Here is a 15392-nt window from a genome sequence, read left to right as displayed (position 1 = left end):
GTGCCCTACCGACTGGGCTTCGACGTCGGGGGCACGTTCACGGACTTCGTGCTGCAGGCGCCGGGCGGCGAGCTGGTCACGGCCAAGCGGCTGACCACGTATCCCGACCCCGCCCAGGCCTGCCTGGCGGGCCTCGACGAGCTGCTCGATCGGGCGGCGGTGGCCTGGCCCGCCGTCGCCGAGGCCGTGCACGGCACGACGCTGGGCTCGAACATCGTCATCGAGCGCAAGGGGCGTAACGTCGGCTTGCTGACGACCCGCGGCTTCCGGGACGTGCTTCTGATCGGCCGGGAGAAGCGCTACCAGGTCTACGATCTCAACATCGACAAGCCGCCGCCGCTGCTGCCCCGTCGCCTCATCGGCGAGGTCACCGAACGGGTCCTGGCCGACGGCAGCGTGCGCACGCCCCTCGACGAGGCCGACGCCCGCCGGGCCGTCCGCGAGCTGGCCGCGCGCGGAGTACGGACGCTGGCCGTGTGCCTGCTCCACGCGTACGTCAATCCCACGCACGAACAGCGCGTGGCCCGGATCGTCGCCGAGGAGGCGCCCCACATCGTCGTGAGCCTCTCTCACGAGGTGTCGCCCACGGCCCGCGAGTACGAGCGGACGTCGACGACCGTGGTCAACGCCTACGTGATGACGGCGGTGCGCGAGTACCTGCGTGATCTCCAAGTTTCGTTGCGGCAGCGCGGCTGCCGGGGCCGGCTCTTCGTGATGCAGTCCTCGGGCGGCGTGGCCACGGCCGAGGCGATGGAGCGGTATCCCGTGCGCATGCTGGAGTCCGGCCCGGCCGCCGGGGCGCTCATGGCCGCCGCCTACGGCGAGCTGGCCGGCTACCGCGACGTGATCGCCTTCGACATGGGCGGCACCACCGCCAAGCTCGCCCTCATCGAACAGGGCCGGCCCTTCACGACCGCGTCCTTCGAGCTGCATCGCGTGGGGCTGGCCCCGGGCAGCGGGCTGCCCATCAACATCCAGGCCCTGGACCTCGTCGAGATCGGCGCCGGAGGCGGCTCCATCGCCCGGCCCCGGATGGGCGTCATCGCCGTCGGCCCGGAGAGCGCGTCCTCGACGCCGGGTCCCGTCTGTTACGGTCGGGGAGGCGCGGAGCCGACGGTGACGGACGCCAACCTCGTCCTGGGCTACCTGAACCCCGACTTCTTCGCCGGAGGCGCCATGCGCCTGTCGCTCCCCGCGGCCGCCCGGGCCATCGAGGAGCGGCTGGCGCGCCCGCTGGGGCTGGCGCTGGAAGAGGCCGCCTGGGGCGTGCACCAGATCGTGACGACGAACATGGAGCTCGCCACGCGGGTGGTCTCGATCGAGCGCGGTCGTGATCCGCGCCAGCTGACCCTGGTCGCGTTCGGCGGCTCGGGGCCCGTGCACGGCTGCCGCCTGGCCCAGGCGCTCGGGGTCCCCCGGGTCATCCTGCCCGCCGCCGCCGGCGTGACCGGCGCCATCGGGCTGCTCGGCGCCGAGGTGCGCTTCGACGTGGCGCGCACGCACGTCGATCGCCTGGACGAAGCCGACCCGGCGGCGCTGGCCGCGATGTACGCCGAGATGGCGGACCAGGCGACGGCCGTGGTGCGCGATTCAGCGGTGTCCGGCCAGCTCACGGTGAGCCGCGCCGCGGACGCGCGCTACGTCGGGCAGGGCTACGAGCTCAGCGTGCCGGTGCCGGCCGGCCCGCTGAGCGCGGCCGGCCTGGCCCGGATCCGGGCCAGCTTCGACGAGATCTACGCCGCCCGCTACGGCTACGCCCAGCCCGCCGAGCCGGTGGAGGTCGTGACGTGGAAGCTCTCGGCGGTCGGGGGCACGCCGGGCCTGGCTCTGGCCAAGGCCGGGACGGAGCCCGGCGAGTCGCCTCGCAAGGCCGTGCGCCGGGCGTACTTCCCGGAGGCCGGCGGGTACATCGACACGCCCGTGTACGATCGCGACCGGCTGTGGGCCGGTCTGTCGCTGACGGGGCCGGCGATCGTGGAGGAGCGCGAGTCCACGACCGTGCTGCCGCCCGGCGCCCAGGCCGTCGTCGACGCCTATGCCAACCTTATCGTGACGCTCGCCGCGGCGGCATGACCGCGCTCGATCCCATCACCCTGGGTGTCGTGTGGGGGGCGCTGCAGTCCATCGCCGTGGAGATCGGCACGGCCGTCCAGCGGACCGCCTACTCCGAGCAGGCGCGCGAGGGGCAGGACTTTTCGGTCGCGGTCTTCGACCCGGCCGGGCGCATGGTGGCCCAGGGGCCCTACTCACCGGGACACATGGGCGCGATGTCCTTCGCCGTGCGCCACGCCCTGGCCGCGCACCCGCTCGAGACGCTGCGCCCGGGGGACGGCGTGCTGCTGAACGACCCGCTGCTCGGCTCCGGTCACCTCCCGGACTTCTTCATCACGCAGCCCGTGTTCTCGAGTGGGGAGCTCGTGGGATTCGTCGTGAACATCGTTCACCACACCGATGTGGGAGGCCAGCGTCCGGGCAGCCAGGGCGTGGTCGGCATCTTCGACTATCACCAGGAAGGCCTCCGGATCCCGCCGACCAGGGTGTGGCGCGAGTACCGGGAGGACGAGGCCGTCATCGGCCTCATCGCCGCGAATACCCGCACGCCGGACAAGGTGCTGGGCGATCTCCGGGCCCAGCGCAGCGCGCTGCGGGTGGGCGAGCTGCGGCTGCAGGAGCTGGTGGAGCGGTACGGGCGCGCCGTGCTGTCGGCGGCCATGGAGCAGATCCTCGCGCGGACGGAAGCCAGCGTGCGGGCGGCCGTCCGTGCGATCCCCGACGGCCGCTACACCTTCGAGGATTTCCTCGACGACTGGGGGCCCGGGACCGATCCCTTGCGGGTGTGCGTGACCGTGACGGTCGAGGGCGACGCCATCACCGTCGACTACGCGGGCTCCAGCCCGCAGACGCCCTCGGGACTCAACTCCTACATCAACTACACGCGCTCCTACTCCTATGCGGCGGTGAAGTGCCTGACCGATCCGTTGGGGCCGATGAACGAGGGCGCGTTCCGCCCGGTGACGGTCTCGGCGCCGGAGGGCTCGTTTCTCAACCCGCGCCCGCCGGCCGGCGGCGGGCCGCGCGCGCTCATCTGCTATCGGATCTTCGAGGCCGTGCTGGGCGCGCTGGCCCCGGCCCTGCCCGAGCGAGTGGCGGCGGCGGCCTCCCACATGGCCAACCCGACCTTCGGCGGCTGGGACCGTGGGCGCGGGCGCCGCTTCGTGGCCTACGAGCTGGTTCTCTCGGGCACGGGGGCCCGCGCCACCAAGGACGGGTGCGAGGCGATGGCCTGGGCCTTCAATGCCGCGAATATTCCGGTGGAGGCGCAGGAGGCGCGCCACCCGATCGTCGTGGAGCGCTTCGAGCTCATCCGCGACACGGGCGGCGCCGGCAAGTTCCGGGGCGGCTGCGGCATCCGACGGGACCTGCGCTTCCTGGCCGACGACGGCAAGCTCACCAACCTCACGGACCGACAGCGCATTCCCGCCTGGGGGCTGTTCGGCGGCCGGCCCGGCGCGCTGGGCCGCACCGTGATCAATCCGGGGCCCGACGAAGTCGTGGTGCACGGCAAGGAGTCGCGTGACTTCGGCTACGGCGACGTCGTCTCCTTCCAGCAGCCCGGGGCGGGCGGCTACGGCGATCCCTTCGAGCGCGACCCGGCCCAGGTCCTCGAAGACGTGCGAGAAGAGCTCGTGTCGCCAGCGTCGGCCCGCGCCGACTACGCCGTGGTCATCACCGGCACCGGCCCCGACCTGCGCGTGGACGAGCCCGCCACCCACACCCTGAGACAAAAAAGAAAGCAGAAGCAGCAGCAGAAGATACAGAAGAAGATCAATCGGTGAAACGGACGGAGCCACACCTGCCTAGAGCAGCCCACCCACGGCTCGAACCGGGCTGGCGGCACCCGCTACAACGAACGCAGCCACACGCACCCAAGGCAGCCCACCCACGCCCCGAGCCGGCCTCACGGCCCCCGCTACAACGGACGCAGCCACACGCACCTAGGGCAGGCCACCCACGCCCCGAGCTGGTCTCGCGGACCCCGCTACAATGATCCGGTTTACTACCGAGCAAGAGAGCTTTCGCCGCGCCGTGGCGCGCTTCGTCGACGCCGAGGTCGTGCCCCAGGCCCACGCCATCGACGAGCGCGCCCAGTTCCCCATGACGCTGTTCAAGCGGGTGGGGGAGCTGGGTTACTTCGGCCTGCGCTACCCCGAGCCGTACGGGGGCGCCGAGGCCGACATGGTGACGTACTGTCTCTTCGCGGAGGAGCTGGCCCGGGGCTCGCTCTCGCTGGCGGCGGCGGTGGCCATGCAATCGCTGATGGGCACCTACTTCGTTTACCGCTACGGGTCTCAGGCGCTCCACCAGCGCTATCTCGTGCCCGCCCTGCGCGGTGATCTGGTGGCGACGTTCGCGCTGACCGAGCCGGGCGCCGGCTCGGACGTGGCCAACCTCGCGACACGGGCCGAGCGCCGCGGTGATCGCTGGGTACTGCGCGGAGCCAAGACCTGGGTCACCAACGCGCCCGTCGCCGACGTCCTGACCGTCGCCGCCAAGACCTCGCCGGAGCGGGGCCTGGGAAACATCGCCCTGTTCCTGCTGGACCGTGCCACCATGCGAGGGATCACGCTGGGCAAGACGATCGACAAGATGTCCGTGCGGGCCTCCGAGACCGGCGAGATCCTCCTCGACGATGTCGAGGTGCCCGCCGAGCACCTGCTGGGCGGCGAGGGCGGAGGCGTGGAGAAGATCGGCACCATCCTGGCCGAGATCCGGGTCATGACGGCCGCCCTCGCTGTCGGCCTGGCCCGGGCCGCCTACGAGGCGGCCCTGGCCTACGCGCGCCAGCGTGTCGCCTTCGGCAAGCCGATCGTCGAGCACCAGGCGATCGCCTTCAAGCTGGCCGACATGCTCACCTCGCTCCACGGGGCGGCGCTCATGACCTATCAGGCGGCGGGCGCCATCGATCGGCGGCGTCCGGTCGCCCGCGAGGCGGCGATGGCCAAGCTCTTCGCTTCGGAAATGGCCGTTCGGGTGACCGACGAGGCGGCCCGGATCTTCGCTTCGTACGGGCTGGCCATGGAGTATCCGGCCCAGCGCTACTTCCGCGACGCCCGCTTCTTGCTGCCCGGGGGCGGGACGTCGGAGATGCTCCGCATCGTGATCGGGCGAGAGCTGGACTGGGATCGCGCCGAGGTATTCGCGTGAGCGCCTCGCGAGGGGTCGCGCTCGTCGGCGCGGGGGTATGCAAGTTCGGCGTCCGCCGGGCGAGCTTCCGGGAGCTCATCTGGGAAGCCGGCAAGGCCTGCTTCGACGCCGTCCCCGGACTGCGTCCGCGCGACCTCGAGGGGCTGGTGGTGGGCTCGGTGCTGCCGGAACGGACGGCGTTCCAGAGTCACATCGCCTCGCTGGCCGCCGAGGCGCTGGGGATCCGGCCCAGCGCGCTGAGCGCGCGCACCGAGCACATGTGCGCTTCCGGCACCGTGGGCATCCGCTACGCCTACGCCTTCATCGCCGCCGGCCTCGCCGATCTCGTCATGGTCCTGGGCGTCGAGAAGCTGAATCAGCCCTCGGGCGAGGAGGCCATCCTCAACATGGGCACGGGGGTCGACCGGGAGTGGGAAGCCGCCTTCGGTCTCACCGCGCCGCCGTGCTTCGCGCTGGCCGCCCAGCGCCACATGATGCGCTACGGCACGACCGAGGAGCAGCTGGCGCTGGTCGGGGTCAAGAACCATACCCATGCCGCCCGCAACCCCAACGCCCATTTCCAGAAGGGCGCCACGCTCGACCAGGTGTTGTGCTCCCGCATGATCTCGAGCCCGCTGCGTCTGTTCATGTGCTCACCGATCACCGACGGCGCCGCCGCGGTGGTCCTGGCCAGCGCCGAGCGGGCGCGGGATCTCACGGACCGTCCCGTGTGGATCCGGGGCACCGGGCAGGCCCTCGACGGCTTCCAGCTCAGCTCGCTGCCCGACGATCTGGCGCGCTGGCCCGCCCTCGAGCGGGCCGCGCAGGCCGCCTATCGTATGGCCGGGGTGGGCCCCCGGGACGTGGACGTGGCCGAGGTGCACGACTGCTTCGCCATCGCCGAGCTCATCGCCTACGAAGAGCTCGGCTTCTGCGACCAGGGCGAGGCCGGGCCGTTCATCGCGGCCAGGCGAAGCGACGACGGCGGCGATGTCGTGGTCAACCCGCGCGGCGGCCTGATCGGCTGCGGGCATCCCTTGGGGGCCACCGGCGTCGCCCAGGCCGCCGAGATCTTCCTGCAGCTGCGCGGCCAGGCCGGCCCGCGTCAGGTGCCGGACGCCGCCATCGGGCTCACCCACAACAACAGCGGCATGGGCGAGCACGTCGTGATGATCTACGGCAGGGAGCCGGCGTGACGTACTGGCGGGCCGTCGACCCGTTTCCGCTGCAATCGGCCGACCACACGAAGCTGGCCGAGTTCTATGCTCGGCTCGGCCAGGGTCGGCTCAGCACCACCCGCTGCGCCGGATGCGGCCGCCTGGCCTGGCCGCCGCGCGCCTTCTGCGGGGACTGCTGCGCCGACCGCTTCGAGTGGGTCGACCTCAGCGGGGAAGGCGCGATCCAGGCCTTCACGGTGCAGGAGACGGGGTTGCCCGCCGGCTTCCCGGGACCCCGGGTGTTCGCCATCGTCGCGGTGGACGGCCTGCGCATCTTCACCGTCATTCTGAACGGCGAGGCCGGCCGCGTGGCTGTCGGCCAGCGCGTGCGGCTCCGGCCGCTGCGTGTGGCCGACGGGCCCACCGGCGAGCCCCGCTGGCTGCCCGCCTTCGCCCCGGCATGACGCCCGTCGCCACGCTCGCGGTGATCGCCGACACCCACGGGCTGCTGCGGCCGGAGGCGGTCGCCGCGCTCCGGGGCGCCGACGCCATCGTGCACGCCGGCGACATCGGCTCACCGGACATCGTGCCCGCGCTGGCGGAGATCGCGCCGGTCACCGCCGTCCGGGGCAACAACGACCGGGGGGTGTGGGCCGAGTCGCTGCCCGACGATGCCATCGTCGAGATCGCCGGCGTGCGCGTCTACGTCCGGCACGACGTGAAGACGCTCGACCTGGATCCGCGGGCCCGGGGCTTCGCCGCCGTGCTGGCCGGGCACAGCCACCAGCCCCGCGCCGAGGAGCGCGACGGCGTGCTGTTCTTCAACCCGGGCAGCGCCGGCCCGCGACGCTTCCGCCTGCCCGTCACCGTCGGCCGCCTGACCATCTCCGACCGCCGCATCCGCCCCGCGATCATCCCCCTGCTGGGGCCGGGCCCGGGCGTGGCCAAGCCCGGATGCCCGCACCCTGTTCAATGAAAATCCTCATCGCCAAGCCCGGCCTCGACGGCCACGACCGCGGCGCCAAGGTCGTCGCCCAGGCCCTGCGCGACGCCGGCTTCGAAGTGCTCTATACCGGTCTCAAGCGCACCCCCGAGGAGATCATCGAGGAGGCGATCCAGGAAGACGTGGACGTGATCGGCCTCAGCATCCTGTCGGGCGCTCACCTGACGCTGAGCCGCCGGGTCATCGAGGGCCTGCGGCGCCAGCACGCCGACGAGATCGCGGTCGTGGTGGGGGGGACGATCCCGCCGCAGGACGTGCCGGCGCTGCTGGCCGCCGGGGTCCGCCGGGTGTTCCCCATGGGCACGTCCCTGCCCGACGTGGTGGCGGCGTTCCGCGAGGATCGCCTGTGAGCGCGAGCTGGCTCGACCCCGCGCTCTACCCGTTCGCGCCGCACTGGCTCGAGGTCGACACCGGCCGGCTGCATTACGTCGACGAGGGCACGGGACGTCCGGTGGTGCTGGTCCACGGCACGCCGACGTGGTCCTTCCTCTACCGCGATCTCATTCTGGCGCTGCGCGAGCGCGTTCGGTGCATCGCCCCCGACCTGCCGGGCTTCGGCCTCAGCGACAAGCCTCCTGGCGCCTGCTACCGGCCGGCGGAACAGGCCCGTCGCCTGAGCGGGTTGATCGACGCGCTCGGGCTCAAGGACCTCACGCTGGTCGTGCACGACTTCGGTGGTCCCATCGGCCTGGCCCATGCCATCGAGCGTCCCGAGCAGGTGCGGAGCCTCGTGCTCTTCAACACCTGGATGTGGTCGTTCGCCGGCGAGCCACGGATCGCCTGGGCCGGCCGCGTGCTCGGAGGCCCGCTCGGCCGGGTGCTCTACGAGCGCTGGGGCTTCTCGGTCAACGTCATGTTCCGGTACAGCCTGGCCGACCGGCGCCGCTACACGCCGGCCGTGCACCGGCATTACGCGTCCCCGCTGGGGCCCGGACAGCGGGAAGCCACCTGGGTGTATGCGCGCGAGCTGCTGGGGTCGAGCGCGTGGTATGACACGCTCTGGCAGCGGCGAGCCCGGCTGGCCAGAATCCCGGCCCTGCTCGTGTGGGGATTGAAGGATCGGGCGTTCGCCAGCGCGCTGCCGCGGTGGCGGACGGTGTTCGAGCAGGCCGAGGTGGTGACGCTGCCGGATGTCGGCCACGCGCCGCCCGAGGAGCGGGGTCCCGCGCTGGCCCCGCTCGTTGTCCGCTTCGTCGAGGGCTAGGAGGCCACGATGCGAGACGTCACGCTGCACGCCGGGATCCCGGTCAATCCGGTGTACGGGCCCGAGGACCTCGCCGGTCGCGACGTCGCCCGGGACGTCGGGCGTCCCGGCGAGTATCCCTACACCCGCGGGATTCACCCGCACATGTATCGCGAGCGGCTGTGGACGATGCGCCAGTACGTCGGCTTCGGCACGCCCGCGGAGACGAATGCGCGGTTCAAGTACCTCATGGCCCACGGCCAGGACGCTCTCAACGTCGCCTTCGACCTGCCCACGCAGCTCGGTCTGGATTCCGACCACCCGCGGGCCGAGGGGGAAGTGGGGCGGGTGGGCATGGCCGTCGACTCCCTGGCCGACATGGAAGAGGCGTTCGCCGGCATCCCGCTCGACCGGGTCAGTGTCTCGCTCACCATCAACGGTATGGCCGCGCCCATCACGGCCATGTACTTCGCGGTGGCCGACCAGCAGGGTGCCGCGGCCGACCGTGTGGTGACGACGCCGCAGAACGACATCCTCAAGGAGTTCATCGCTCGGGGCACCTGGATCTACCCGGTGGAGTCCTCGCTGCGCCTGGTCGGCGACCTCGTGGAGTTTTCCATCCGCCGCTATCCGCGCTCGAATCCCCTCTCGGTGTGTGGCTACCACATCCGCGAAGCCGGCTGCACCACCGCCCAGGAGATGGCCTACGGGCTGGCCATGGCGGCCGCCTACATCGAGCTGATGCAGAGCCGTGGCATCGCCGCCGACGAGTTCGCGCCGCGCCTGTCGTTCAACTTCACGTGCTGGGGGAAGATCTTCGAGGAGGTCGCCAAGTTTCGGGCCGGCCGCCGGCTCTACGCCCGGATGCTGCGAGAGCGCTTCGGCGCCCGCAATCCCCGCTCGTGGATGTTCCGCACCCTCATCGGCGGCGGCGGCTCGGCCTTCACGGCCGAGGAGCCGGAAAACAACATCGTGCGGGGCGCCTACATCGCGCTGGCCGCGGCGCTCAGCGGCGCCCAGACGATGGCCCTGCCTACCTACGACGAGGCCTACACGATCCCCTCGGCCCAGGCCCAGCTCCTCGCGCTCAGGACCATGCAGATCTGCGCCGAGGAGACGGGCGTCACCGATACCGCGGATCCGCTCGGCGGCGCCTATTTCGTGGAGACGCTCACCAACCAGATGGAAGAGCGCATCCTGGACGAGCTGGCCATGGTCGAGCGGCTGGGCGGCATCGTGGAGGCGGTGAAGACGGGGGCCATCCAGGCCGAGGTGGCCAGACAAGCGTACCGGTTCGAGCAGCAGCTGGCCGCGGGCGAGGTCCGGAAGGTCGGCGTCAACTGTCACGCGGGCGACCGGCTGACCGCCGACGACCGGGTGGTGGAGCCGTACACGGTCGATGCCCGCGTCGCCGGCGCGCAGGTGGCCCGGCTCCAGCGTTTGCGCCGGGAGCGGGACGGCGCGGCGGTCGACGCCGCGCTGCGGCGCCTCACCGACGGGGCGCGGAGCACCGTCAATCTCATGGAACCGATCATGGAAGCCGTGCGCGCGTACGCGACGGTCGGCGAGATAGCCGACGCCCTGCGGCGCGTCTTCGGCGAGCACAAGGAGGCGGTGAGATGGTGACGGCGGAGCGTTTCGCAGCCGGGATGACCTTCGCTCAGTACGTGGCGTACACGGGGAGCCCGGAAAACCTCGAGCGGGAGGGGTCCCACGGCGCCCGCAGGGACTGGAGCGGTTTTCTCGGCAAGGCGTACGAGGCGGCCCGTCTGTCCGAGGCCCAGGCGCAGGCGTGGAAGTGGCTGGCGGCCCAACCGGGCGGGCCGGCCAGGGTGCTGGTCATCTCGGAGGAGTGGTCGTCCGACTGTCGCCGCGACGTGCCGATGGTGGCCCGGGTCGCCGACGTCGCGGGCCTGGAGCTGCGCATCGTCCCCCGCGATGGACAGCGCTGCAGCCGGGCCGCCGCCCCGGACCCGGCCGAATCGCCCAACGCCGACCTCATGAGCCAGTTCCTCAACCTCAAGCGAGGGCAGACGTGGCAATCGATCCCGGTCGTGGCATTCTTCACCCGGCAGATGGAGCTGCTGTACCACTACATCGAGTATCCGGCCGTCTATCACAAGGACCGCATCCGAGCCAGCATGCGAGCCCGCCGGCCCGGTGAGAGCGAAGAGCAGGCCCAGGCCCGCGGGGACCGCGAGTTCATGGAGCTGCAGGCCTCGCCGTTCTTCCGCGTGTGGGCGTGCGCCGGGGTCGATGAGATGGTGAGCATGCTGTACGAGCGGATCCAGGTGGGCGCCCTGGCATGAGCCACGTCGGGGCGGGCAGCCGGTGAGCGGGCTCAGCGTCGTCGGCACGTCGGTCCCCAGGCGCGACGGTCTCGACAAGGTCACCGGGCGCACCCGCTATCTGCACGACCTCGAGCTGCCCCGGATGCTGTACGGCAAGATCCTGCGAACCCGGTATCCCCACGCCCGCCTGCTCGGCATCGATGCCTCACGGGCCTGGCGTGTGCCCGGCATCGTGGCCGTCCTCACCGGCGACGAGGTCGAGCAGCAGCCCTTCGGCTATGCCCGGGACCAGCTGGCCCTCAAGCGGGGCAAAGTGCGGTGCATCCGTGACGAGGTGGCGGCGGTGGCGGCCGAGACGCAGGCGGCGGCCGAGGAGGCCGTCGCCGCGATCGACGTGCAGTACGCCGAGCTGCCCGGGGTCTTCGATCCCGACGTCGCGCTCCGGCCCGGGGCCCCCCTCGTCCACGATGAGCTCGGCACCAACCTCACGAGCCTGCGCTATCAGTTCGCCCACGGCGACGTGGATCGGGCCGTCCAGGACGCGGCGGCCGTGGTCGAAGGCGAGTACCGCGTGCATTTCGTCACGCCGGCATGCCTGGGCACGATGGTCGCCATCGCCGACTGGGACCCGCAGGGCCGGCTGACCGTGTGGTCCACCACGCAGGTGCCCTTTGTCTATCAGCGCGAGCTGGCCGCCGCGCTCGGCATCGGCGGAGACCGGGTGCGCGTGATCCAGCCGCCGGTGGGCGGCAACTTCGGCCGCGGCCTGGATCTCTATCCGATCGACGTGATCGCGGCGCTGCTCGCCCGGCGGGCCCGCCGGCCGGTGAAGCTGGAGTTCGACCGGGTCGAGGAGTTCATCGCCTGCCCCACCCGCGAACCCTGCCGCATCCGCCTGCGCACGGCGGCCGATGCCGGCGGCCACATCCTGGCCCGGGAGGCCCACGTCACCATCGACAGCGGCGCGTACGTCTCGTGGGGCGCGACGACACCGTACGTGATGCTCGGGACCGTGACCGGCCTCTACCGCTGTCCCAGCGTCCGCTTCGATACCACCATCGTGTACACGAACAATCCCTATTCCGGCTCCATGCGGGGCTACGGCAATCTGGAGTCGACCTTCGCGGTGGAGTCCCAGATGGACGAGCTGGCCGTCCGCCTGGGGCTGGATCGTCTCGAGGTGCGCCGGCGCAACGTGCTGAACTCCGGTGACGTGACGCCGCAGGGATTCGAGATCACGTCCTGTGCGATGCGGGAGTGCCTGGAGGCGGTGGCCGAGGACATCGGCAGGCAGCCGCCGCCCCTGACCCCCGGCTGGCGCCGGGGCATCGGCTACGCGGCCATGTTCCACGTGGGGGGCGGTGCCCGCATCTATCGCTCCGACGGGTGTGGGGCCATCCTCAAGCTCGACGATTTCGGCATCGTGTCGCTGATCACCGGCGCCAGCGAGATCGGGCAGGGGGCGGACACCGTGCTGGCCATGATCGTGGCCGAGACGCTGGGCGTGCCGCTGGAGCGCGTCGAGGTCGTCAACGCCGACACCACCGTCAAGCCGTGGGACGTGGGTGTGCATGCCAGCCGCACGACGTTCGTCGCCGGCAACGCGGCCCGCCTGGCCGCGCTCAAGCTGCGGGCCGAGCTGCTGGCCCTGGGCGCCGCCCAGCTGGAGGTCCCGATCGAGCGGCTGGAGCTCAGCGATGGCTGGATCGCGGTCAGGGGAGAGCCGAGCCGGCGATTGCCCTACGAGCGCGTGGCCCGGGCCGGGCACCTCCGCGAGGGGGGCCGCCCGCTCGTCGCGGAGGCGTTCTACGACCCGCCCACCCGGATGCTCGACAAGGATCTACGGGGCAACGTGTCGGCGGCGTACGGCTTCGCCGCCCAGGCGGTGTTGCTCGACGTCGACGAGACGACGGGCAGCATCGTCGTCCGCCGGGTCGCCTCGGCTCACGACGTGGGCCGGGCGCTGAATCCCCCGGCCGCCGAGGGCCAGATCCACGGCGGCATCCACATGGGGCTGGGCTACGCGCTGAGCGAACGGCTCGTCGTGCAGGACGGCCAGGTGCTGACGACGAGCTTCCTGGACTATGCGATCCTGCGCGCCAGCGACATGCCCGAGCTCATCGTCCGCCTCATCGAGAGCGTGGACGCCGAGGGCCCGTTCGGAGCCAAGGGGCTCGGCGAATCGGGCGCCATCCCCGTGTCGGCGGCGGTGGCCAACGCCCTCGCGCAGGCCATCGGCATCCGCTTCACCGAGCTGCCGGTGAGCGCGGCCACGGTGCGCGCCGCCCTGCAGGCGCGGGGCCGCTGACCCCCATGCGGCTGTTGAACGGCGTTCGCGTCCTGGACCTGTCGCGCATGCTGGCCGGCCCGTACGGCTCCATGCTGCTGGCCGACATGGGAGCCGAGGTCATCAAGATCGAGGACCCGGAGGGGGGCGATCCGATGCGCGCCATGGGTCCGCCGTTCTTGCCCGATGGCGAGAGCGCGTACTTCCTGGCCATCAACCGCAACAAGAAGTCCGTGGCCCTGGGCCTGGCGGAGCCGGCGGGGCGCCAGGTGTTCCTGGACCTCGTACGCACCGCCGACGTGGTGTGGGAGAACTTCCGGCCCGGCGTCATGGCCAGGCTCGGCTGCGAGTACGCGTCGCTCGCGGCAATCAACCCGCGCCTGGTCGTATGCTCGGTCTCGGCCTACGGACAGCACGGCCCCTACCGTGACTGGCCGGCGTTCGACCTGGCGTTGCAGGCCATGGGTGGAGCCATGAGTCTCACCGGCGAACCCGGTGGACGCCCCGTGCGCATGGGGCTGCCGATGGGTGACCTGGCCGGGGCCATGATGGCCGCCTTCGCCGTGGTCGCGGCTCTGTTCCGCCGGCAGGTGACCGGCCACGGCGCCCATCTCGATCTGTCCCTGCTCGACTGCCAGGTCTCCCTGCTGACCTACCTGGCTCAGTACTTCTGGACCGACGGTTGCGTGCCCGGCCCTCAGGGCTCGGCCCACCTCTCGGTCGCGCCCTACCAGGCGCTGGCCACGCGCGACGGGCACATCATCGTCGCCGTGTTCGCGGAGAAGTTCTGGCGCGGCTTCTGTCTGGCCGCCGGGCATCCGGAGTGGGAACGGGATCCACGCTTCGCGACGAACCGCGACCGGGTCGCCAACCGCCAGGCGCTCACGCCGCTCATCGAGACGGTCTTCGCGGCCCGGACGAGCGTCGAGTGGCTGTCGCGGCTGACCGCCGAGGGCGTGCCGGCGGCTCCCATTCAGGCCGTCGACCGCGTGCTCGTCGATCCGCAGCTGCGTCTACGCCAGATGGTGGTCGAGATGCAGCACCCTCGTCACGGCACGATCCCGACGCTGGGCACCCCGATCAAGGTCGACGGCCAGCTCGGTCTCGAAGTGGCTCCGCCTCCGGCGCTGGGCGAGCACACCGAGGCCGTGCTCGGCGAGCTGCTCAACTACTCCGGCGATCGGATCGCCGGGCTGCGCCAGGCGGGAGCCATCAAGTGATGCCGGTCACCATCCTGGGAGGCGGCAGTGGCGCGTATGCGGTGGCGGCCGACCTGGCCCTGGCCGGCCACGACGTGCGCCTCTGGCGCCGCGCGGCGAGGGAGCTCGCGGCCATCCGTCAGGCCGGGGGCCTGACGCTGGCCGCCCCGGACCGCTCCGGCAAGGCGCCGCTCTCCGTCGTCGAGGACCTCGGTGAAGCCGTGGCGGGCGCCGACGTCATCATCGTCGCCGTGCCGGCCGCCGCGCACGAGGACGTGGCCCGACGGCTAGCTGCGCACCTCGACGACCGACACGTCGTCGTGGTCGCCCCCGGCACCCTGGGGGCCTTCGTCATGGCCCGGGAGATCACCCGCGCCGGCGGCCGGCTGCCCCGGGCGTTCGTCGAGACGGGCACGTTCCCCTACCAAGCTCGGCAGACCGGGCCGGCCGCAGTGCACGTCGCGCAGCGCGTCGCCAGCCTGCAACTTGGCGCATTCCCGGCAGCGCGCTCCACGGCGCTGGCGGCGGCGAGCGAGCTGTTCCCGTCGGCGCGGCCGTCGGTCGACATCCTCGACGCCGCCCTGACCGACGGCGGGCCGGTGCTCCACCCGGCGCTGGTCCTGCTGAACCTCGGCGGGATCGATCAAGGCCGGGATATCGATATGACGGCGAGCGCCCGGCGACTCGTGGACGCCGTCGACGCCGAGCGAGGGGCGGCTCGCGCCGGGTGGGGCTATTCGCCCGCCGCCTACGCGCTGGCCGCCAGCGACGGCGCCGTCGGTCTCGACGGGCCCGTGAGTCTCACCCACCGGTACGTCACCGAGGACGCGGCTCTCGGGCTGACACTCCTCGAGTCCGCGGCGCGGACGGTGCAAGCGGACAGTGGGGCGTGCAGCGGGCTCCTGCTGGTGTTCAGCGCGCTCCTGGGCCGTCCGCTGTCCGGCCGCGGTCGGGCCCTCGAGCATCTGGGTCTGGGCGACCTCGCCCTGCGGGAAATCCGGGAGGTCCTCCACGCGGGCTGGACCTCGTCCCTCTGGAGGCGGGTCGTCCGCTGAGGCGGCACCGGCGTCTGTCGCGGCCGCCGGTTT

General features: G+C 71.9%; 13 protein-coding genes. All 13 read left to right on the top strand.

Going from position 1 to position 15392, the window contains the following annotated elements; genetic code table 11:
• Positions 1–2073 (top strand): hydantoinase/oxoprolinase family protein, encoded by a 2073-nt coding sequence (locus tag VFR64_17960; GenBank protein ID HET9491628.1) that lies wholly within the window; start codon positions 1–3, stop codon positions 2071–2073.
• Entirely contained in the window at positions 2070–3836 is a 1767-nt protein-coding gene (locus VFR64_17955; protein ID HET9491627.1) for a hydantoinase B/oxoprolinase family protein, read from the top strand. The genes VFR64_17960 and VFR64_17955 overlap by 4 nt, the downstream gene beginning before the upstream one ends.
• Positions 3837–4044: 208 nt before the next feature.
• Positions 4045–5205: an acyl-CoA dehydrogenase family protein gene (locus VFR64_17950; protein HET9491626.1), complete on the top strand. Its 1161-nt coding sequence runs from the start codon at positions 4045–4047 to the stop codon at positions 5203–5205.
• Complete coding sequence (locus VFR64_17945; GenBank protein HET9491625.1) at positions 5202–6380, top strand: 3-ketoacyl-CoA thiolase; 1179 nt, start codon at positions 5202–5204, stop codon at positions 6378–6380. Before VFR64_17950 ends, VFR64_17945 begins: the two co-directional genes overlap by 4 nt.
• The gene (locus tag VFR64_17940) at positions 6377–6805 is read left to right on the top strand and encodes an OB-fold domain-containing protein (protein ID HET9491624.1); all 429 of its coding nucleotides are present in this window, start codon (positions 6377–6379) and stop codon (positions 6803–6805) included. The genes VFR64_17945 and VFR64_17940 overlap by 4 nt, the downstream gene beginning before the upstream one ends.
• Positions 6802–7317, top strand: a complete 516-nt coding sequence (locus tag VFR64_17935; GenBank protein HET9491623.1) for a metallophosphoesterase family protein — start codon at positions 6802–6804, stop codon at positions 7315–7317. The genes VFR64_17940 and VFR64_17935 overlap by 4 nt, the downstream gene beginning before the upstream one ends.
• Complete coding sequence (locus VFR64_17930; protein HET9491622.1) at positions 7314–7694, top strand: cobalamin B12-binding domain-containing protein; 381 nt, start codon at positions 7314–7316, stop codon at positions 7692–7694. Before VFR64_17935 ends, VFR64_17930 begins: the two co-directional genes overlap by 4 nt.
• Positions 7691–8548: an alpha/beta fold hydrolase gene (locus VFR64_17925; protein ID HET9491621.1), complete on the top strand. Its 858-nt coding sequence runs from the start codon at positions 7691–7693 to the stop codon at positions 8546–8548. Before VFR64_17930 ends, VFR64_17925 begins: the two co-directional genes overlap by 4 nt.
• Before the next feature lie 9 nt (positions 8549–8557).
• Positions 8558–10153 (top strand): methylmalonyl-CoA mutase family protein, encoded by a 1596-nt coding sequence (locus VFR64_17920; GenBank protein ID HET9491620.1) that lies wholly within the window; start codon positions 8558–8560, stop codon positions 10151–10153.
• Entirely contained in the window at positions 10147–10836 is a 690-nt protein-coding gene (locus tag VFR64_17915) for a thioredoxin family protein (protein HET9491619.1), read from the top strand. Before VFR64_17920 ends, VFR64_17915 begins: the two co-directional genes overlap by 7 nt.
• A gap of 22 nt (positions 10837–10858) precedes the next feature.
• Complete coding sequence (locus tag VFR64_17910) at positions 10859–13126, top strand: xanthine dehydrogenase family protein molybdopterin-binding subunit (protein HET9491618.1); 2268 nt, start codon at positions 10859–10861, stop codon at positions 13124–13126.
• Between the two features lie 5 nt (positions 13127–13131).
• Positions 13132–14325, top strand: a complete 1194-nt coding sequence (locus VFR64_17905; GenBank protein HET9491617.1) for a CoA transferase — start codon at positions 13132–13134, stop codon at positions 14323–14325.
• Positions 14325–15359, top strand: a complete 1035-nt coding sequence (locus VFR64_17900; GenBank protein ID HET9491616.1) for an NAD/NADP octopine/nopaline dehydrogenase family protein — start codon at positions 14325–14327, stop codon at positions 15357–15359. Before VFR64_17905 ends, VFR64_17900 begins: the two co-directional genes overlap by 1 nt.
• Positions 15360–15392 lie beyond the last annotated feature (33 nt).

Source organism: Candidatus Methylomirabilota bacterium (assembly GCA_035709005.1).
Classification (GTDB): Bacteria; Methylomirabilota; Methylomirabilia; order Rokubacteriales; family CSP1-6; genus 40CM-4-69-5.
The sequence above is the reverse complement of the archived record's forward strand: the minus strand, read 5'-3'. Positions and strand labels throughout refer to the sequence as shown.